An 18,982-nucleotide genomic window follows, 5' to 3' on the forward strand; every position below is an offset into this window, starting at 1 on the left:
AGTGTTCTCGTTATGTAAATGTCGTTCATCTGGGCACCAACTTATAATACGATAATTTCATCAAAATGTAAAGGGGTTTTAAAAAAAAATATAAATTTTCTCTTTTTGTATAACTTGTGCACATTTGAACTACACTAATAAACGTCTTTCCAAACCACCAGAAGGGGTGTTACGAATGCGTGAAGGTATGATTCCAGCTGTTCTTGGGACGGTAGTATCGGCTTCAGGCGCTGTGTTGCTGAGCAGTAAGTACAAACTTGCAGCTACAGGCATTCTCGGTTTCGGACTGGCTCATGTTGTTCTGGGAGCGATTGATTTGATTGAGCATCGCTAGTTGTTTGGAAAGTACCGGGCGGGATTTATCCTTCCCGGTTTATTTTATAAGCGTTTAATATGGAGCATAAGCGTTTATGTAAAGTGTAGAACTGACCATGCCTAAGAAGGAGCGTGTAATGTGCTATGAAAAAACATAATTCCAAAAAAAAGAGTCTTACTGACGATCAAATCGAATATAAACAATCTCTGGATAAGCGTGAACCAGGATTTGATCGGATTCCTGACCCTGGTGCCGATTCACCTGCAGCTACCGATATGATTGATGAAGCCGTAGGCCGTGGAATAGACAAACTACGTAATGATTTTACAAAATAAAGCATGAATTATAAGTCACAGGTTTTTGTTAAGCATCACTTGAAGATAAGCATGATCCAACCAATAATTGAGATCCACAGCACAATGCTGATGAAGAGTCCACACAAGAGACCAAAAGAGAAATTACCTTCACTCTTCGGCATAGCACTGCCAAATTTCAATCTAAGCTTCATTTGATTCCAGTTCATAGAACCCCCTCCTTAAGTTCTATTTCGGAATATGAAGCTTATTTTTGTAGACCTATAGTCATGTTTTTTTAAAAAAAAGGGGGTTTTTGTCCTATCACCCTGAGCGCGGCAACAGAATTACAGCTATACCTACCAAACAAATCAATCCACCAATGAAATCGTACAAGTCAGGTGTCTTTTTATCAATCCACCAGCCCCATGCAATGGAAAGAACAATAAAGACACCTCCGTATGCTGCATATACACGCCCAAAGGAGGAGAAAACCTGGAAGGTGGCAATGACTCCATAGACAGCTAAAATCACTCCGCCGCAAAGTCCGACATACCATGTCTTGCCTTCTCGCAGCCACTGCCAGATCAAATATCCACCTCCGATTTCGGCGATGCCAGCCAAAATAAAAAGTAAAGCTGCCTTTAACACTCCATTTCACATCCCTAATCTTTTTGACTTTTCAGTCATCTCATTAAAGTAATCGGCCTATAATAATAATCAATGCAATTACGCCAACCAGAATAAGCAGATTACTGACCTGACGCCAAAGGCTTGAAGCTCCCTCGGAGTGAAGCTTCCGCTGATTGGCATCAAAGTTTGCTTTGGTTCCCTCAGCATCTGCTGGACTAGAAAATGGTCTGTTTTCTTCATTCATATGAAAACCTCCTTTGCAATCCACTTTAATCATACCAAACTTTTCCGTCGATTTCGCGTTGCTTTATGCTTATACTTTACCGCCATTTCCAAACGGAGCTTCATATGTACGTAGTGTACAAACCATATGTCGATATTTCACTGAATATAAAGTATGATGGCGAATCAAGGTAGAGTGGGTATTTAGACGCCTTTCATTGCAGGACGGTAGTTATGGTATAATTTAGTCAACTTGTTCAAGATCATAACCAGAGCACAACAGTTACTCACCCTGTCCTAAAACTTGCATCTAAGAATCCACATCTGCGGTTACAACCTGCATATTCTTTTTGTAGACCTAGGAGGAGGATACGGATGTCCCCTATTTTTATAGCTAGTTTAATGATAATGGGTATATTTTTATTTCAGGCAGCCATCATTTTGGGCATCATACATTGGGTTTCTAAACGTACCAAGCGTCCAGCACAAACCAAAATGTACCTTATAGTGGGTTTGCTTGTTTTTATATCAGGCTTCCTTGTGTGGGACAATTGGATACAATCGCAGGAACTCAATGGGTGGACTATGATTAGTCTGATAATGATCATGATTAGCGCCTACATACAACTTAGAAAACACAAAGAAAAACACTAATCCCATTACCAGCATCAAAGGAGGAGCGCCATGAAATCTCACTCAACACGCTTTTGGTTACAGAGGGTGCTACTGCTAATGCTTGTTTTACTCTTTAGCGGCTCTCAACAATCGTTCATTGTTGCCGATGCCGCCCCGCCAATTAATGCTCATGCCTCTGCCAAAGCCAGGCAATTACTTGCCTATTTAACTAATGTACCGGATGGTATGCTAATTTCTGGACAGCATGATTATTTAGAGGCACCGGATGAACAAAATAACAAGCTGCAACAAATCAGCGGACAATACGCAGGACTTCACGGCTATGAGTTTGGTGGGTTGACTAATCAGTCCCGTACTGCTTTACGAGAGCAACGTCAGCGCGTTGTGAATAGTGCTATTGAATGGAGCCAGGACGGCGGAATCGTAGCTATCACCTTTCATCAGGCGTTACCGGGCAAGCCAAAAACGTGGAAAAACGTACAAGCAAAAATTACTCAAGCTGAATTTAATCGTTACATCACGCCGGGTACCCCGCAATATAAGCAGCTCATCGCTGATTTGGACGAGGCGGCTCTGTCCCTTAAGACCTTACGGGATGCGGATGTACCAGTTTTATGGAGACCCTATCATGAAATGAACGGCAACTGGTTTTGGTGGGGGAACAAACAAAATTACGCTAAGCTGTGGGATCTAATGTATGATCGGTTCGTACATGTCCATCATTTAGATAACCTATTGTGGGTCTGGAGTCCCAATGCCCCGAACGCATACAGCACGCCCTATAATCTGTCCTTTCCAGGCATTAACCGGGTAGATGTGCTTGCAGCCGATATCTATAATAATGATTACAAATCCTCCTACTACACTGAATTGCTAAAGCTTGCACAAGGCAAGCCTATGGGAATCGGAGAAAGCGATATTCTGCCAAGTGCGAAGGTGCTACAGAATCAGCCAGCCTGGGCCTATGCCATGACATGGGGAAAGGAACTGTCGGCAACTAATTCGCAGGCAACCATTAGACATTTTATGAACCAAAATAATATTATCACACGAGATCTTCTCCATGAGTCCCTCCGCTGAAAGAAAAAAGCTTGTACTTTGCTCCTAGAGCGAAATACAAGCTTTTTTTCATACCCAGTCAAAAGAAACTCTCTAACTATTTCTGATTACCTCTTCAAGATCAAGATCGGCATACGCCTCTTCACCAAGATGTACGGATACAATGGTGTAGATCCGCTTGGTTAATCTAGACATCAGCCGATCACCTGGTGCTACGGAATATTCTTCCCGAAAATCCCCAATCTTGTGAAAACCGCTGGACATATGGATGTACAAGTTGCCCCTACGTGTTTTACCATGTACCAACATCAAATCTCCTCCTGCTGTGTGACCAACCTAATTTCCCTGTTATATCTATATCGGTCAGAACAAGATAGGATATAAGTCCCTGGTCCCTTCTTTCGTTTCACTCGTTAGTGCACATAAACGAAACGGGCCTGTCAGTGGTATGACAGACCCGTATTTGTAAAATTCACTTTTCGAATTAGAAAGAAACTATTATTGATAGGATTCTGCAATCGCATTGGCTGCGATGATTGCATTATACACATCATCAGGACTAACCGGGAACGGCATGTTGATCATCGTATCATTTGCTGCACAAGCAGCTTCAGCCACCTGGCGCCATTCAGCCTCAACAAATTCCTCTACACCCAGGTCACGAAGAGTTAATGGAAGACCTACATCCTTAACCAGCTTAATCACAGTCTCCAGCTCTTCTTTTGGCGCGTTTTCCAGCACCAGCTGAGTTAACAAGCCGAAAGTAACTTTCTCACCATGCTGTGCTTTGTGAAGCGAAGGAACAGCCGTCATACCATTATGAATAGCATGTGCCGCTGCCAATCCACCTGATTCTGCTCCGACACCACTCAGATAAATAGTCGCTTCAATCGTATCCTCAACCGCACGAGTATACACTTTACGATCCACTGCGCGTTTGGCCTTCACAGCATTTTCCAGCAATGTATCATAACAAAGGCGAGCCAGTCCCAGACCTGTAGTGGAAGGCTTGTTCAGCACCAGATTGTCCCCATTGGCCTGATAGCAGGCACGAGCTTCAAAATAAGTGGCCAGTGCATCACCGATTCCTGCTGCAAAGAAACGTGCAGGCGCCGCTGCCAAAATACCTGTATCCGCAAGTACTACATCTGGATTCGTAGGCAGGAACAAATATTCATCAAAGGAGCCATCCTTCTTGTAAATAACCGCAAGTGCGGTACAAGGAGCATCTGTAGAAGCAATGGTTGGAAAAATAACGACCGGCAACTTTTCATAATATGCTGTTGCCTTGGCGGTATCCAGCGTTTTTCCCCCGCCAATCCCTATAATGATGTTCGAACCATGTTTACGTACTAATTCACGGTTACGATCAATCTCTTCTTTTGTACATTCATATTGGAATTTCTCGAAGACCACTTGGTTACCAGCTGCTTCAATCGAAGCACCTGCCTCCTTTTGGGCTCTTTCAAGTATAAACTCATCGCAAATAACATAGGCTTTATCGCCATAATCCTTAATGTAGTCATTTAACGACGAGAGCAGATTTTGTCCAGAAATAAATTTCTTGGGTGAAGTGACGGACCTTACAACATTTGTCATGTAAATTCCTCCTCAGCTTTGACTCATACTCAAATTAATAATGATTTGGGCATGTGACCCCTTAACTATAAACCTCTTTTCACATTATTAAAAGGCTTATTATGGAATATTTTATGAACAAATTGTGTATCTATTATTCTTGAAGAGTCGAAATCCATTCAGAGTACAGGATGCCCATCATGATGCGATCATAGCTGTTGCCATCACGGAGAACAGCGGAACGAACTCTACCCTCCAGCTGGAACCCTGCCTTTTCATAGGTACGGATCGCTTGTGTATTGTACTCAATCACATCCAAGCCGACCCGATTAAGATTCAGCTCATAAAACGCATAACGAAGAATGAGACGTATAGCTTCCGCTCCAAACCCCTTGCCACGGTAGTCTGTATTACCTATACCTACTGCCAGCTGCCCGCAGCGATTATTCCACTCAATCCCATGAATAGCAACAAATCCGATCAAGACATCGTCTGCCAATGTTCTTAACCGAAAATAGATCTCGTTAGAGCTAGGAGATCCTTCCGATTCCATCTGTTTCAACGTGTAGGGGAGTGCCAAATCCGTATCTACATTTCGCAAATACTTCGCATCCTCACCCCATTTGAACATCAGTTCAGCATCTTCTTCCCTGACTGCGGCCAGTTTTATTCGTTCCCCGTAAAACAAATTTTCGATTTTAATAACCCTTCAGCTCCTATTATGAATTGTGTACGATGTTTTCCGTCATCATTGTCATGTTATCCAATGTCCGCAATATGAGCTCTCCCTTATGAATTCAATGTTTAAATTTTACAAAATAATCACCCCTAACACAACCAAATCATTACAATTATCATGGTGGGAAATACAAAAAGACCTTGCAGCTGCAAGGTCTTCGTATTCCTAATATTTGAACAACATAGCAACCAGTTGATATCCAGCTCCGATCGTCCAGAATAGCACATGATCGCCACGCCGGATACGACCTGATCCAATACCTTCATATAGAGCAATGAACGGGCTGCTGGTACCTGTATAACCATAACGATCACCCACATAAATCATCTGATCATCCTCTAGCTCCAAATGATCCTGGATCTTCAACACATTGGCCAATGAAAACTGCGACAGACAATAAGCCCGCACATCCTGAGGCGTCAGCCCATTCTTTTTTATAATGCGTTCAAGCAGCTCGAATGTTGGAGGCAGGGCCATATTGGCGTCGAACGGAAGCCACTGAATATATTTTCCGGGCGCGTTCCTTTGGAGTGTCGCCGCTAACCCCTGAGCCGGGTACAAAATTTTATCTATATTGACGGGGTCCGTAAAATACAGGGAATCTATGAATCCAGTTTCCTCTTCAGTACGCTCCAAAATAACTGCGCACGCAGCATCCCCATAGTTCGCATAAGTAATCTCATCCGCAGGATCGGAAATGAGCGAATTATAATCTGAGCCGATAATAAGCGCTGTCCGTACATCGGGATTAGATAACATCGACCGACTGGCTTGATCGACAGCTACTGTCATCCCTGCACAATTCGCATTGGAATCCATCACTGCCACATCATGTCTGGCCCCAATCGCCTGGTGAACAAACAAGGCATTCATCGGAAACAGCGACTCAGGAACTTGAGTGGAGAACACGATCATATCCACATCACGACCTGTCATACCAGCTTGCTCCAATGCTTTTTGCGCAGCTGCTATCCCCATAGTTAGACCGTTTTCGTTGGGGTCATCAATGATATAGCGGTGTTTTCTTCCCATATGCTCCATGAAGCGTCGAATATCTTTTCCCCGCTCGTCAAAATGGCGAATATAATATTCGTTATTCAACGAGTGGGACGGATGATACACTCCCAGTGCTTTTATTCTGATATGGCTCATCAGGTTTCCCCCTTACTCATACGTCAGCGCATTATTGTACTACAATATCTACGTTGTTTAATCCTGCTTCACGTGCTACGCGACCAAGCTGCATTTTAATAATCGTTTGCTGGAGGCTGATAACAAAAATTATTTTGGCAAATCCAGTTTCTTTATAACGTGCAAAAGAACCCTTCAGTTTCTCTACTTCACCCGGTCCCAAAAGTGCCATTTGGGTGCAATCTACCCTGAGTGTAAAGTTCGATGCCTGAATAGATGAAGTTTTGGCGATATAATCCTTTACAAAGCTGTCATACTCCTCTTGGCTAAAAACTCCATTCACTGCCATATGTACCGTTTTAATGACTTGATCCACTTCGATGGTATAAGGATGTTGACTCATTTTAGAAAGACTCCTTTGATTTCATTTTTTGTCTATTAAGAGTATCGGAATAATAGGTAGAATTTTTAATATAAAACGAGATACATCACCCCTAATATATTACAAATTTGTGAATACACAAAAAGCCGTCACCACTTCTAGAAGAAGCTACTGACGGCTGAAAAAATTACAAATGCTCATATGGAATTAATTCGTAAATGTATGACGACCAAGTGAGATGACAGCCGGACGGCTTTTACTCCATTTGGCTGTGGCAATCGCTGGGTTGTAATAAAACAAGGACCCATTGGTCGGATCAGCCCCATTAAGTGCCTGTCTGGCTGCTCGGTACGCAGTCTTGTTGGGCTTCAGGCGGTATTGACCATCTTGTACAGCGGTGAATTGACCCGGCTGTAAAATAACGTCGGGAATCGAGCTTGGAAACTCGCCGGACTGCACACGGTTTAATACTACAGCGCCAACAGCTACTTGTCCTTCAAACGATTCCCCACGCGCCTCGGAATAAATGATCCGTGCCAGTTGATCCAACGCGGTTACGCGGACCTTTCCGAACGAATCCAGCTTGGCCTGTGTTGCCGCTCCCGCTATACCATCAGGCGTCAGACCGTTATCCTTCTGAAAACGAGCCACCGCTTTACTGGTCAAGGAGCCATAGTATCCCGTAAAACCAGCTTTGAAGTAACCGAGTGAATGAAGCTGCTGTTGAAGCTCCAGCACCCGTTCGCTTTGAATCCCTTTCTTTAAAGCTGACGATTGTGCCTGTGCTTGTCCTGGTGCGACTGATAATACTGTACCTAACATGCATGCGCAGGACAGGATTAAAATAGATAATTTTTTCATATTCCAGACAACCTCCTCTTTCATGTTCTGTCCGGTGCAACCATTCCGGCCTGTACAACTCAGGGACGTTTATCCGATGATGCTTCTTTTGCCATAACTTATGACTAGCTGCGGAAATGACGCGTGGCTATATATGGAATCGGATATTGATGCATTCACACGTCCGTTGCAGTATACCACAAGCCGCATTTACGTATCATCCGGCTCTGGTCCTAAGAATAACTAAGCTAATAAAACACCATTCCTAAGGGGCTGACGTGTATGAGAGGGCAATAGACCACATTTCGACTACACTTGAATACGTGACTTTTTTCGCTATTTTTCGATTCAATCTACCCAGGACCTGAATCTGACATTTGCTTTTTCAAACCACATTTTGTGCACATAAATATAGGCGAATGCATAGGGTAGCGTACGATCATTCATTTCGAGTAACAGAAAGGCAGGAAAGGACACGTGAATTCATATATGGATTACACCTCTCCCACTGTACAGTTCACCTATGATTTAAGCGACAATATTTTGTTTCAGAAAGATGCTCAGAACTCAATCAACGAGCTGTCGATCCAGCAGCTGAATACATTAGCAAATGTATCGCTACTGGATATCCGTCTCAGCACTGCTAATGTTGTAGAGCCTCACTACCATCAAAATGCCACAGAACTAATATACTGTATTTCTGGAGCAGTGACCGTGTCACTGATTAATCCCTTTACCCGCGAGTTACGACATTTTCCGATTACACCTGGACAGGTGGCTAACGTCCCTCAGGGATGGTGGCATTATCTAGTCGCCACGGTGGACAACACTCACTTGTTGGCGATTTTTAACGCTCCAGTCCCTGAATTCATTTTAGGCTCCGATGTTTTGCGGCTAACGCCGAGTAACATTATGGCTCATACTTACTGCCTGGATGAGAAAAAGGTTCAGGAAGCGCTCGCCCCTATTAAAAAACCTGTCATCATCGGTCCTCCCAATGACTGTAAGCAGCAGCCACCTCGAAAACCAGGGATTCATGTAAGGCTAAACGATACTTCATCACATCGTCAAATCGCCCCCCAAAGAGGTTACACCTATACTCATGAATACCCTGGCTTTTCCTTTAATCCCTATCAAGAGCAAGATTAACCCTAGTCAGACCTGAAGTACGCCGGAATCCCCCTTCCCTGTATGTTCGCCGTTACCATAAGACTTTCCCTCTCATAAAATGCCAATGTGTATAAGAGGGGGTGATTGAATGGACGCTTACTACAACTGTTTGAACTGTATGAATAAAAAGGTGCGTATTCTCACCATGGACGGAAAACAGTACGAAGGAACCATTACGGATGTGGATCGTAAAAATGTGTACTTAAAAACCGAGCGGAACGGACGTGTACAAACGTCTGCCTTTTATCCTTATGGGTATGGTGATCAAATCTTAACTTTGAGCCTATTTACCCTATTAGCGATTGCTTTAATTTAATCCTCATCCATCTCCCGTTTCGGCTTATTGATGCCAAAACACCCCATTTGACAGCTCCCCAGCCCTGCACAGTTGTGTTGGGCTTGTGCGCTGTTATTTGGGGTGTTTTATCATACAATCCATTCTCTAAAGCACTTAACCCCCCACCGGTAATATACCAATGAGGGGTTAAGCTACTCAATTGAATTTAGATCCAGAAAGACTTTGTAATGATAACGAGCAGAATGAACAATACCAGAATAGCTCCTGTCGATGTCCAAACGCCTGGGTAGCCCCCTACCGAACCGCCACCGCAACCTCTTTCACATTCACTCATGGATCATTGCCTCCTTTAATTCAAGGTACAACATAGCTTATGTATGGAGCTTTCCTATGGACCGGGCTTTTTGGCAATGTTATGAATATTTTCACGGATGGGCATTAGCCTACACCTTTCCTAGGCAGGAGCATAGGATATCACAACTAATCCTGAAGGAGTGAAGCAATTGAATTCAAATCAAATGTTTAATTATAACGTTAACCAACCTTTTCCTCACCATCCTACCTCCCACCATGTCGTGGTACACCCCGTAGATCCATATGTCGTAGAGACATTAAAATCAATGATCGGCAAGTACGTTGTACTTGAAACAACACGTGGCAGAATTGATGGATGTGTAGTAGATATTAAGCCTGACCATGTCATCTTGGATGTATACGGAAAAAAATTCTTTGTTCGAATCAGCGAAATCGTATGGATCATGCCCAGCTAAACAAATCAGACATTAAAAATCCTCGCAGATCCTATCCGGATTCGCGAGGATTAATCATGACATGAACCTTCTAATCAAGCGAGCCTGCCAATGAAGCACGAAGTTCATCTATCGTTCCATTGTACTCATCTAGATCGACTTGGCCGCTAATACCTGGAACACTGCCTGTGCTACTGTATTGCCAAGCCCACCAGCTATTCCAAGCTGGAACTGCGGTCGGCTTTTGCGTAGTGCTGTATCGCGCTACCCACAATTTATACATAGAAAACGTAGGATCAAACTTGGAAGCAAAGACATTTCCCGTGTATACGATCGGCTCACGTCCGGTAAGCTTCTCCATTTCATCCAAAAATGCATGAGCCACTTCACTGATCTGTGCGGAAGTAAGACCTTTAGGATTATTTTCATAATCCATCACAGGGGGCAGATCCAGCCTTCCTCCTGCTGAATCTAGAGCCCTGGCGAAATTAGCTGCTTCCTGGCGAGCTCCATCTACGGTAGTTGCGTTTAAAAAGTGATAAGCGCCAACCAGGATGTTAGCATCTCTGGCCCCCTGAACATTTGCTAAAAATTGATTATCTTGATACTTGGTGCCCTCTGTAGCTTTAATAAAAGCAAATGTCTTGCCTGCTGCCGCCACCTGCTGCCAATCAATATTGCCATTATGGTGCGAGACGTCAATCCCCTGCGCGTGTCCGTCAGAAGAAATCGTAGGCTCAACAGGTATAGTAGATATAACAGTATCGGTAGATGCTGACTCCTCCGAAGCCTGATCCAACGCTATGACAACTTTACCATCATCTGCATTAATAAGATGAAAGGGTGTGCTGTGATCAAGATCAACCACAATACGTGCCGAGGCTGGGTTTGTGCTAAACATGGAGTATCTTACCTTGGAAGCATCTAGATCTTCTGTGACTAGAAAGCTTCCTTGTCCACCATTGTTAATAGATTGCGAAGCTGGAAATTCCTCGCCAAACTTCGAATCAGGTATATCTATAACAATACGATCTGGTTGAGTCAATGTGGTTACTTTGGGGCTTACCTTTCCATCCACCGTTATCATCAATTCGTGATTGTTGAAGCTAATTTGGTGTATAGCTGTACGCTCACTCTCTGTAGCATCACTTGCAGCTTGAGTAGCAGAGTGATCATGGGTGGTCACGCTGTTTTCGCTTGAAGCAGACGGAGTCGTCAAAAATACGGTTTTAAGTTCGTTGTTCCAGACCACTTCAACTCCTGTCTGTTCAGATACAAAACGAAGTGGAACATAAGTCGTCCCCCCGTTCAGCAAAGGAGCTACAGCCAGCCCCATCGGTTGATCATTAACTGAGGCAATGGGATTGTTGACCTGAAGGCTCAGGTTGAGATTTTGTTTATGTATAGTTATGGTACCTGTCTTGGATTCCCAATTCACACGATAACCCAATTCCTCTACAATAAGACGGAGTGGAACCAGCACATTGCCCTTTACTTCCTGAATCTGCGCACCCTTGCTGACACTTATATCTTTACCGTCCAGCTGAATATGTGAATTTGAAGACGCAGCGTGACTTTCTCCTGGAAATGCTAATAGAAACAGAAACAAAAAAGCAAATAAACTAATTTTCTTCATATATACCCTACCAATCTCTAATTTTTCACTATGTAAATTTTACATTCTATGCACCTCTGAAGCCTCCATTTTGATAGACGCGACTCCTATGTAAAAAGTTACGATTCATTCATTATATATTTCAGCCTTGTAATACGAAAGCACTAAAAAGCTCCGCCAGCTATACGCAAGCAGAGCTCTTTCCAGTTTATTAATCTCATTTGCTACAATCTCATCACAAGCACATACTTCCAATTTATACAGTTACAAACGTTATCCCTACAAGAATGATCGAAGTAACAGACAGTACAAGTAAGGGCAGCATTGCTTTCTCTCTTAAAGTCTTAAAGCTCACATTCAGCCCCATGCCTACCATAGCCATCGTTAACATAAAGGTAGTAAGCTGAGAAAGTTCGTTCATTAGATTAGGTGGAACTAAAATATATTTTCCAAAAACATAACTTCCCAAAATACTTGCCGCAATAAAGCCAATGAGAAACCAGGGGAACTCCACTTTAGTACCTGTACGAATCTTTCCGGTTCGTTTCATCCAATACATTAAAATAAAGCTAAGCGGTATGAGTAAGAAGACACGCCCCAGTTTGGCTAATAAACCCATGGCAAGAGCATCCTGTCCGGCAGGCGCTGCTGCTAAGGCCACATGTGCAATTTCATGTAAGCTGATGCCCGACCAGATTCCATATTGCATATCCGTCAGAGGAAGCCAAGGTCGAAGTACTGTAAACAAAATAGCAAATACCGTTCCGACCAAGGCAATGAGTCCAACTCCTATGGCTGTATCCTCATCGTCCGACTTTAACAAGGGAGATACAGCTGCTATTGCTGCTGCACCGCAAACTCCTGTTCCAATCCCTAGAAGTAGAGAAAGCGAAGCATCTGCCTTACATCGTTTGGCCAGCCAAACCGTAAAAAAAATGGCGAACACCACAGTGCCTACATCACGTAAAAGCAACCCCAGCCCCTGATGAATAACAACATCCATATTCAGCTTCAGTCCATACAACACAATAGCTCCGCGCAGTATTTTCTTAGCTGAAAATTCAATTCCTGAGCGTACAGCTTCAGGATATCCCCACAACTGTCGGTATAGTATAGCGAGAAACATCGCACATGCCAATGGACCTACATAATGAAAGCCTGGTACTTCATTCAGGACGTATCCCGCCAGTGCGAAGATCATCGTTAGCACAATGCCGAATAAAAACCGAAACAATCGACCTTTGTTCAATAAAAGTTTGCTGTGTTGAATATGACTTTTCATGCTGATTCCCTCCAATTCTACATGCATACAGCTTAATATGTATTTTGTCATAAGAAAAATAAATCATTATAATAATGATAATAAGTAAATAGGCATGATTAAATTGGAGGAATAAGCTTTGGATCAATCTTTAGTCGTTTTTGTTAGGGTTGCGGAGAAACAAAATTTTACACGAGCTGCTGAGGCACTACATATGACCCAACCTGCGGTAAGTCAATATATTCAAACACTGGAACGCAGTGTAGGAACCCGGCTCTTGGAGCGAAGTAATAAATATGTGCGCTTAACTAAAGCAGGTGAAATTGTGTATCATCATGCCCAGGAGATTATCCGACTCCATACACGTATGCAGTACTTGGTGGATGAGCTAATGCATACGGCAAAGGGTAACCTGTCTATTGGTGCAAGCTACACGTATGGTGAATATGTACTACCACATGTAATTGCGCAGATGAGAATTCAGTACCCACTCATTCAGCCCTCCATTACCATCGGCAATACATTGGAAATTGAAAAGCTCGTGATCCATAATCAACTGGATGTAGGCATTATCGAAGGAGAATTTCAGCATGACCATTTGCACATTGAATCCTTCGCCGATGATGAAATGGTTATTGTCGTTCCGCAAAATCATCGTTTGGCCGGTAAATCTCAAGTGGATATAAATGAGCTGCATGAGGACATCTGGATTCTGCGGGAAGAAGGCTCTGGAACCCGGGAGGCGGCTGAAAAGATGTTTGCACAGCTTCGATTTTATCCTTCTCATATGATGAATTTTGGCAGTACACAGATCATCAAAGAGTCGGTAGAAGCAGGCTTGGGGATTTCTTTGCTGTCCCAATGGGTAATTCAAAAGGAACTTGCTTTGGGAACATTAGAAGTATTGGATATTCTCAATCTCCCGTTCATTCGGAAATTTTCTTTTCTGACCCCTTCTGCGATATTTGAGACGAAAGCAACCACTGCTTTTTTGGAGATTTTGCGAGATTATAATGTGAAAAGGTAATCTGCGAAAGAAAAAAAGCACCCATTAAGGTGCTTGCAGTATAGTCAGTATTATATTTTTATGAGGAGAGATGGTCCTTACCATGGTATAAGAAGTGGGAGAAATCAGCATGGCTTCCTTGGAATTGTTGCATATCATGAGCTGCAATACCTACAAAATTCCCTGTAAATCCTCCAGACAAAAAGCTGATATCCTGTATTTCAAAAAGTCGCGTCCAGGAAGGTTCATCTCCGACTCCATAATAAAATTGTGCATGGGATGCATGAACCTCTACAGCCAAATGTACAGGAAAATCATTCTGAAGGGCAATCACTTGCGGAATTAGCGTAAATGAATTAGCTTCACAGCGCATCATGCGCAGCACTTTTCCCACTCCCTCTTCATAGCTAACATACGCATACAAATAGTCTTCTTCATTGAGATACAGCAAAAGTCCCGCCATTTGCAAATAGCTGGTTGGCTGATACTCCAGTGCTGTTTCTACCCGGAAATGATGATCCGTTTGCCGAATGGCAAGCACGTGATGCTGGAACAGACTTTGTATGGATTCTCCAGCATGGATTCGAAGATAGCCTGGGCGTTGACTTAATGAACACCAGCTATCGTCCGCCAGGATACGCAATGTGTTCCACGTTTTGTCAAGTGTGGGGCCCTCGAAAAAGTCTTCGAAAATATACTTCTGCTGCTCTTGCTGAACCAAGATTGTCCCTTGAGGCGCAGGCACCTCCAATTGGGGTGTATGGCCCCCGGCGGTTAATCGCAGCCAGCCTTCATCATTCCAATATACTTGCTGTAACGCTGTCTCGCGCCCTAAAATGGCGTATTTCCCCTCCACTGGACGTGTACATAAATGAGCCATATACCATTCTCCGTCCGGTGTTTCCACAAGACTGCCATGTCCTGCGCATTGTAAAGGGAAATTCAGCAGATCACGAGACGTAAGCATCGGGTTATGCGGGTCCACTTCATACGGGCCGGTTATCTGCTTGGAGCGTGCTACGGTAACTGCATGCCCCGTACCCGTTCCACCTTCCGCTGTAACAAGATAATAATAACCGTTCTGCCTGTAGATGTGGGGCGCTTCTGTCTTCTTCAATGGAGTGCAATCAAAAATTTTAATAGGCTCGCCAACAAGCCGCTGTTGACTGCTGTCATACTCCTGCATGACAATACCCGATGACTTATTGCTTTCCAACATGCGGTAATCCCACAACGCGTTCAGCAGCCATTTTCGTCCATCCTCATCATGAAATAAAGATGGATCAAATCCACTACTATTCAGATAAACGGGTTCCGACCACGGTCCGTTGATCGTGGGTGCCGTTATCACAAAATTATGAACGTCCTTGAACGGACGCTTGGTGCTTTTCACATCTGTATAGAGCAGATAAAAAAGGTTATCCGCATAGCTTAATTGCGGTGCCCAAATGCTGCAATTTTTCGGGTTCCCTCTCAAATCAACCTGGTCAGTCAAAATATCCGTGCAGTGCTCCCAATGAGCCAAATCTTTGGACTGATACACCCGTACTCCAGGCAGCCACTCAAATGATGACACTACAATATAGTAAGTATCTTCGACTCGCGTAATACACGGATCGGGATTAAAGCCTTTTAATATAGGGTTTTGGATCAACATGAGACATCACTTCTCCTTACTTTCCAAAATGTGACTCCCTCAAAAACCTGCTCCTTGCTCCATGCTTCTGTCCTCGCTTCAAAGCAATCCGCCCACGGAACACGCTGCTTACGTAATAAAGCTATTTCATCAGATCCGCCATATTCCTGATAGCAGACGGTTTTCTCATTCGCGACATTGTCCCAATTGTCCCAGCCGCGTGGGTCGATATGGTCACCCATTTTACAATCGACAAATACGGTTTTGGCATATTCCCGCCATGGACGGCCCAAAAAAACAGGAGTAATATCAGGCTCTGCGGTTAAATAGCAATGATCGAATACATAGCCGTACGTTTGTCCTTGCGGTGTAGAGGCGGCTGTAACGTAGCTTGTATGGTTCTTATGATGACGCAAACTACGAATCTCGCAATCTTCAAAGTAAGCGGTAGCCCCGCCAAAAATGAAATCTATCGTACCCTCGATGTAACAATGCTGATAAAGCTGGCGATAGTGTGCATGGTGTTCTTTCAAAGGAATTCCACCAAACTTTAATCGTTCTTTGGGTGCAGGAGGCAGAGGGCCTGTAAATAACGTGTCCTGGTACCCTTTAAAGGTGCAGTTTCTAAAGACGGTTTGATCACAATGAGCGTATACCGCAACGGCCTGCCCAATGTGTTCTCCTTGTCCGGCCGTGTTGGAAATGATGAGATTTTCCAAGATCAGATGGCTGCCGCCTATAAATAAAGTCGGTGTCGCAAAGGTTCCTATTTCCTCACCTGCTTCATTCCGCTCCTTGGCATACCGGTCCATACGAATCTCTACCTGTCCGATGCCTATGATATGTAGATTTGAACGGTAAATCCGCACTTCTTCCTCATAGGTACCCGATAAAATAGTTAACGTTTCCATTTCGTTGGAAGGCGATTGCTCCAATACATGAATCGCCTCCTGAATGGTGTGGAAATCACAAAAGGATTCTTTTCCGACTAGCATGGTTACCCCAATCCTTTCATTTGATTTACAAGTGTTCAGCTAAAAATGACTGCCAAGCCGTTCGCATTTCCAATGTCTCCATATGGCCACCGCCCGCAATCACAGGCTGCCAATGCTCAGGGTGACCTGCTTTCTGATAAGCTTCCAACAACCCCTTGGCCAAATGCTCGACTCCTTCTATAGGACACATCCGATCATTTTGACCTGTTATACTCATCCGTGGACGAGGTGCGATCCGCTTTTGAATATCCAGCGTGGTGAAATGCTTCAACAAGCCGGGGACATAGGAATAGAAGCCATGATGATCCAATCCCCTTTTAGCGATCAGCGTATGGGCATCTACCTGTCCGCAGATATCCACCGTGACCTGTATTCGTTCATCTAAAGCAGCCATCCACCATGCCATAAGTCCACCCATCGACATACCGATCGTTGCGATACGGGAAGCATCAATGTCCTCACGCTGACACATATAATCTACCAAACGACGGTTATCATACAGCATCATGCCCCACAGCACCTGACCCTGCCAGAGCATTTCTTTTACCAGCTCGCTCTCGGTTTTGCCTCCACGCTCGTTGAAGCCCCACATGTCGATACAGCACACGCAATACCCCATGTCTGTCAGGGTTGTAGCAAACGAAGGCTGCTGCAGGTAAGAACTGCTATGAAGCAGTTCCTTACGTCCATTCGTATAGTTGCCCCCATGCGAATGGTTAAATACGACCAATGGGAACGGACCGTCCACTTGTAAGGGTGTAGCTACATAAGCGGGTACAGACTCGATCCCGTTCAAGTCCAGCAGGAGACACTCCAGTCGATAACCCTCCCGCTCTTCTTGATTCAGTAGAGTCGCCGTTATAGGGCGATCTGCCGGAAGGTCTCCCAACAATGCTTGCAACTTATCCACGTTTTATGCTCCTTTCATCCCCTCCTATTTCACAACATTTTGTTCAGAAGGTTGTATCGTTACTTGTTCTATCAGCTTTTCAGGCTGAGCTGTATTCTTCGAATGACAACGATTGATTTCAACATCTTCCCCATTTTCAATGTAAAAGGCAGGACCTTCATGATTCTCAATCGTAACTTGTTGAAAACGAATATCCCTTACATTACCTAGATAAAAACCACGGTTGTTCATATCTTCAATCCCTGTCATCATGGCCGGACGACCGGGAATCGCATTTTTAGCCATAGATATATCAATATTGGAAAATGTAATTTCAGCAATATATTGTTCTGCAAGTCCGTATAAGAAACCAGCCGCCGCATGAACCTGACGTGCCGTGATATCGGAAAAATGGATTCTTCTAAAGCACGGAGTTTCATCAGTAATTGGATAGGGATTTTTATCCCACACATATTTGTCCTTGCCCCGAGGTCCGCAGAAATAATACAGGTTTAGAATAAATGGACAAATGACCTCCTCCATCACAATGTTGCTGATACGAATATCCTCGATGATTCCACCGCGTCCCCGTCTTGATTTCAGACGTATGCCCCGATCCGTTTGCTTGAACACGCAATTGCTGATCGTAACATTACGAATATCTCCGCTCATTTCGCTTCCCAGTACGACAGCACCATGACCATGCACCATTGTACAGTTGGTAATCGTAATATTTTCACAAGGAATCCGCTCATGGGTATCTTCGGTTCCTGCTTTGATCGCAATACAATCATCACCTACATCAATATTGCAGTTGCTAATACGAACATTGGAACAGGATTCGGGATTAATGCCATCCGTATTGGGAGAGTCGGCTGGGTTAAGAATGGACAAATTGTCAATCGTAACGTTATAGCAAGCAATGGGGTTTACAGTCCAACTGGGGGAATTTTTTAACATGAGGTCTTTAATGGTGACCCGTTGACAGCGGTCAAAGCTGATTAATTTGGGTCTTGGATACTGCAACTCTTCAGGGTGATTCCGATGCTTTTCCCACCACGGTTGACCATTTCCGTCCAGTGTTCCGCTGCCTGTAATCGAAATATTCTCAAGGTTCTCTCCATAAATGCACGATGCATGTACTTCCCGCTGAACGCCTTCCCATCTGGATTCTACTACAGGGTAATCTGCCAGTTCCGTACTGAAGGAAAGAATTGCGCCGGGGCTTAAATGCAGCTCAATATTACTTTTCAGAATAATAGCACCCGTCAGGTATGTTCCAGACGGAACAAAAACGGTGCCTCCACCAGCATTACTTGCTGCTTCAATGGCAGCCGCAATCGCCTCTGTCGCCATCGTCGTACCATCCTGAACTGCTCCATAATCTACAATGTTATATAATTGCATTTCGTTCTCTCCTGTCTTTATTTTAAGTGAATAAAACGCAGTAGGCGGAATGGTGCTGGACAAGTGTCAGCGATGTTAAGCACCATCCGCCTGCGTAGTGACAATTCATGTACACTAATGTTCAGCC

General features: G+C 43.9%; 23 protein-coding genes. 7 read left to right on the forward strand and 16 right to left on the reverse strand.

Annotated elements, in window-relative coordinates:
- Positions 1–175: 175 nt before the first annotated feature.
- Entirely contained in the window at positions 176–334 is a 159-nt protein-coding gene (locus tag ACUC6J_RS15745) for a hypothetical protein (protein ID WP_013311032.1), read from the forward strand.
- A 125-nt stretch (positions 335–459) separates the two neighbouring features.
- Entirely contained in the window at positions 460–651 is a 192-nt protein-coding gene (locus ACUC6J_RS15750) for a hypothetical protein (protein WP_025365320.1), read from the forward strand.
- Positions 652–686: 35 nt separating this feature from the next.
- On the opposite strand, the gene ACUC6J_RS15755 is transcribed toward ACUC6J_RS15750, so the two are convergent.
- The 3 genes from ACUC6J_RS15755 to ACUC6J_RS15765 all read right to left on the reverse strand — a co-directional run bounded on the left by ACUC6J_RS15755 (position 687) and on the right by ACUC6J_RS15765 (position 1,486).
- Positions 687–839 carry a hypothetical protein gene (locus ACUC6J_RS15755; RefSeq protein ID WP_019688000.1) on the reverse strand — a complete coding sequence of 51 codons (153 nt, stop codon included), beginning with the start codon at positions 837–839 and terminating at the stop codon, positions 687–689.
- Positions 840–933: 94 nt separating this feature from the next.
- Positions 934–1,260 carry a YnfA family protein gene (locus ACUC6J_RS15760; protein WP_013371956.1) on the reverse strand — a complete coding sequence of 109 codons (327 nt, stop codon included), beginning with the start codon at positions 1,258–1,260 and terminating at the stop codon, positions 934–936.
- A 43-nt stretch (positions 1,261–1,303) separates the two neighbouring features.
- The gene (locus ACUC6J_RS15765) at positions 1,304–1,486 is read right to left on the reverse strand and encodes a hypothetical protein (RefSeq protein ID WP_016821496.1); all 183 of its coding nucleotides are present in this window, start codon (positions 1,484–1,486) and stop codon (positions 1,304–1,306) included.
- Positions 1,487–2,148: 662 nt separating this feature from the next.
- Here ACUC6J_RS15765 and ACUC6J_RS15770 point away from each other — a divergent pair.
- The gene (locus ACUC6J_RS15770) at positions 2,149–3,180 is read left to right on the forward strand and encodes a glycosyl hydrolase (RefSeq protein ID WP_025365323.1); all 1,032 of its coding nucleotides are present in this window, start codon (positions 2,149–2,151) and stop codon (positions 3,178–3,180) included.
- A 72-nt stretch (positions 3,181–3,252) separates the two neighbouring features.
- On the opposite strand, the gene ACUC6J_RS15775 is transcribed toward ACUC6J_RS15770, so the two are convergent.
- From ACUC6J_RS15775 to ACUC6J_RS15800, 6 genes are all read right to left on the reverse strand, one after another.
- Entirely contained in the window at positions 3,253–3,468 is a 216-nt protein-coding gene (locus tag ACUC6J_RS15775; RefSeq protein WP_013371960.1) for a hypothetical protein, read from the reverse strand.
- Between the two features lie 189 nt (positions 3,469–3,657).
- Positions 3,658–4,758 (reverse strand): glycerol dehydrogenase, encoded by a 1,101-nt coding sequence (locus ACUC6J_RS15780; protein ID WP_016821499.1) that lies wholly within the window; start codon positions 4,756–4,758, stop codon positions 3,658–3,660.
- A 133-nt stretch (positions 4,759–4,891) separates the two neighbouring features.
- Positions 4,892–5,425: a GNAT family N-acetyltransferase gene (locus tag ACUC6J_RS15785; protein ID WP_016821500.1), complete on the reverse strand. Its 534-nt coding sequence runs from the start codon at positions 5,423–5,425 to the stop codon at positions 4,892–4,894.
- Positions 5,426–5,641: 216 nt separating this feature from the next.
- A complete protein-coding gene (locus ACUC6J_RS15790; RefSeq protein WP_102998791.1) occupies positions 5,642–6,628 on the reverse strand; it encodes a ketoacyl-ACP synthase III in 987 nt (328 codons plus the stop codon).
- 31 nt (positions 6,629–6,659) lie between these two features.
- Positions 6,660–7,010 carry a hypothetical protein gene (locus tag ACUC6J_RS15795; protein ID WP_013371964.1) on the reverse strand — a complete coding sequence of 117 codons (351 nt, stop codon included), beginning with the start codon at positions 7,008–7,010 and terminating at the stop codon, positions 6,660–6,662.
- 186 nt (positions 7,011–7,196) lie between these two features.
- Entirely contained in the window at positions 7,197–7,850 is a 654-nt protein-coding gene (locus ACUC6J_RS15800; RefSeq protein ID WP_044785309.1) for a cell wall hydrolase, read from the reverse strand.
- A 456-nt stretch (positions 7,851–8,306) separates the two neighbouring features.
- Between ACUC6J_RS15800 and ACUC6J_RS15805 the strand changes: the two genes are divergently transcribed.
- Positions 8,307–8,978 carry a cupin domain-containing protein gene (locus ACUC6J_RS15805; protein ID WP_113049895.1) on the forward strand — a complete coding sequence of 224 codons (672 nt, stop codon included), beginning with the start codon at positions 8,307–8,309 and terminating at the stop codon, positions 8,976–8,978.
- 109 nt (positions 8,979–9,087) lie between these two features.
- Entirely contained in the window at positions 9,088–9,315 is a 228-nt protein-coding gene (locus ACUC6J_RS15810; protein WP_447249084.1) for a hypothetical protein, read from the forward strand.
- Positions 9,316–9,502: 187 nt separating this feature from the next.
- On the opposite strand, the gene ACUC6J_RS15815 is transcribed toward ACUC6J_RS15810, so the two are convergent.
- Positions 9,503–9,631, reverse strand: a complete 129-nt coding sequence (locus tag ACUC6J_RS15815; RefSeq protein ID WP_016821506.1) for a hypothetical protein — start codon at positions 9,629–9,631, stop codon at positions 9,503–9,505.
- 169 nt (positions 9,632–9,800) lie between these two features.
- Between ACUC6J_RS15815 and ACUC6J_RS15820 the strand changes: the two genes are divergently transcribed.
- On the forward strand, positions 9,801–10,067 hold the full coding sequence (locus tag ACUC6J_RS15820) for a DUF2642 domain-containing protein (protein ID WP_330719967.1): 267 nt from the start codon (positions 9,801–9,803) through the stop codon (positions 10,065–10,067).
- A gap of 70 nt (positions 10,068–10,137) precedes the next feature.
- Here ACUC6J_RS15820 and ACUC6J_RS15825 read toward each other — a convergent pair whose 3' ends face one another.
- Both ACUC6J_RS15825 and ACUC6J_RS15830 read right to left on the reverse strand, forming a co-directional pair.
- Entirely contained in the window at positions 10,138–11,682 is a 1,545-nt protein-coding gene (locus tag ACUC6J_RS15825) for a GH25 family lysozyme (RefSeq protein WP_330719968.1), read from the reverse strand.
- Between the two features lie 235 nt (positions 11,683–11,917).
- Positions 11,918–12,943 carry a YeiH family protein gene (locus ACUC6J_RS15830; protein WP_330719969.1) on the reverse strand — a complete coding sequence of 342 codons (1,026 nt, stop codon included), beginning with the start codon at positions 12,941–12,943 and terminating at the stop codon, positions 11,918–11,920.
- A 118-nt stretch (positions 12,944–13,061) separates the two neighbouring features.
- Between ACUC6J_RS15830 and ACUC6J_RS15835 the strand changes: the two genes are divergently transcribed.
- Complete coding sequence (locus ACUC6J_RS15835; RefSeq protein ID WP_025365328.1) at positions 13,062–13,949, forward strand: LysR family transcriptional regulator; 888 nt, start codon at positions 13,062–13,064, stop codon at positions 13,947–13,949.
- Positions 13,950–14,007: 58 nt separating this feature from the next.
- On the opposite strand, the gene ACUC6J_RS15840 is transcribed toward ACUC6J_RS15835, so the two are convergent.
- From ACUC6J_RS15840 to ACUC6J_RS15855, 4 genes are read right to left on the reverse strand one after another with little or no spacing between them, the layout of a single operon-like run.
- On the reverse strand, positions 14,008–15,585 hold the full coding sequence (locus ACUC6J_RS15840) for a glycoside hydrolase family 43 protein (RefSeq protein WP_447249085.1): 1,578 nt from the start codon (positions 15,583–15,585) through the stop codon (positions 14,008–14,010).
- Complete coding sequence (locus tag ACUC6J_RS15845; RefSeq protein WP_044785316.1) at positions 15,579–16,559, reverse strand: pectinesterase family protein; 981 nt, start codon at positions 16,557–16,559, stop codon at positions 15,579–15,581. The genes ACUC6J_RS15840 and ACUC6J_RS15845 overlap by 7 nt, the downstream gene beginning before the upstream one ends.
- A 25-nt stretch (positions 16,560–16,584) precedes the next feature.
- Entirely contained in the window at positions 16,585–17,469 is an 885-nt protein-coding gene (locus tag ACUC6J_RS15850; protein WP_330719971.1) for a dienelactone hydrolase family protein, read from the reverse strand.
- 24 nt (positions 17,470–17,493) lie between these two features.
- Positions 17,494–18,855, reverse strand: a complete 1,362-nt coding sequence (locus ACUC6J_RS15855) for a glycoside hydrolase family 28 protein (RefSeq protein ID WP_249506804.1) — start codon at positions 18,853–18,855, stop codon at positions 17,494–17,496.
- Between the last annotated feature and the right edge of the window lie 127 nt (positions 18,856–18,982).

This window comes from Paenibacillus sp. JJ1683 (assembly GCF_053006485.1).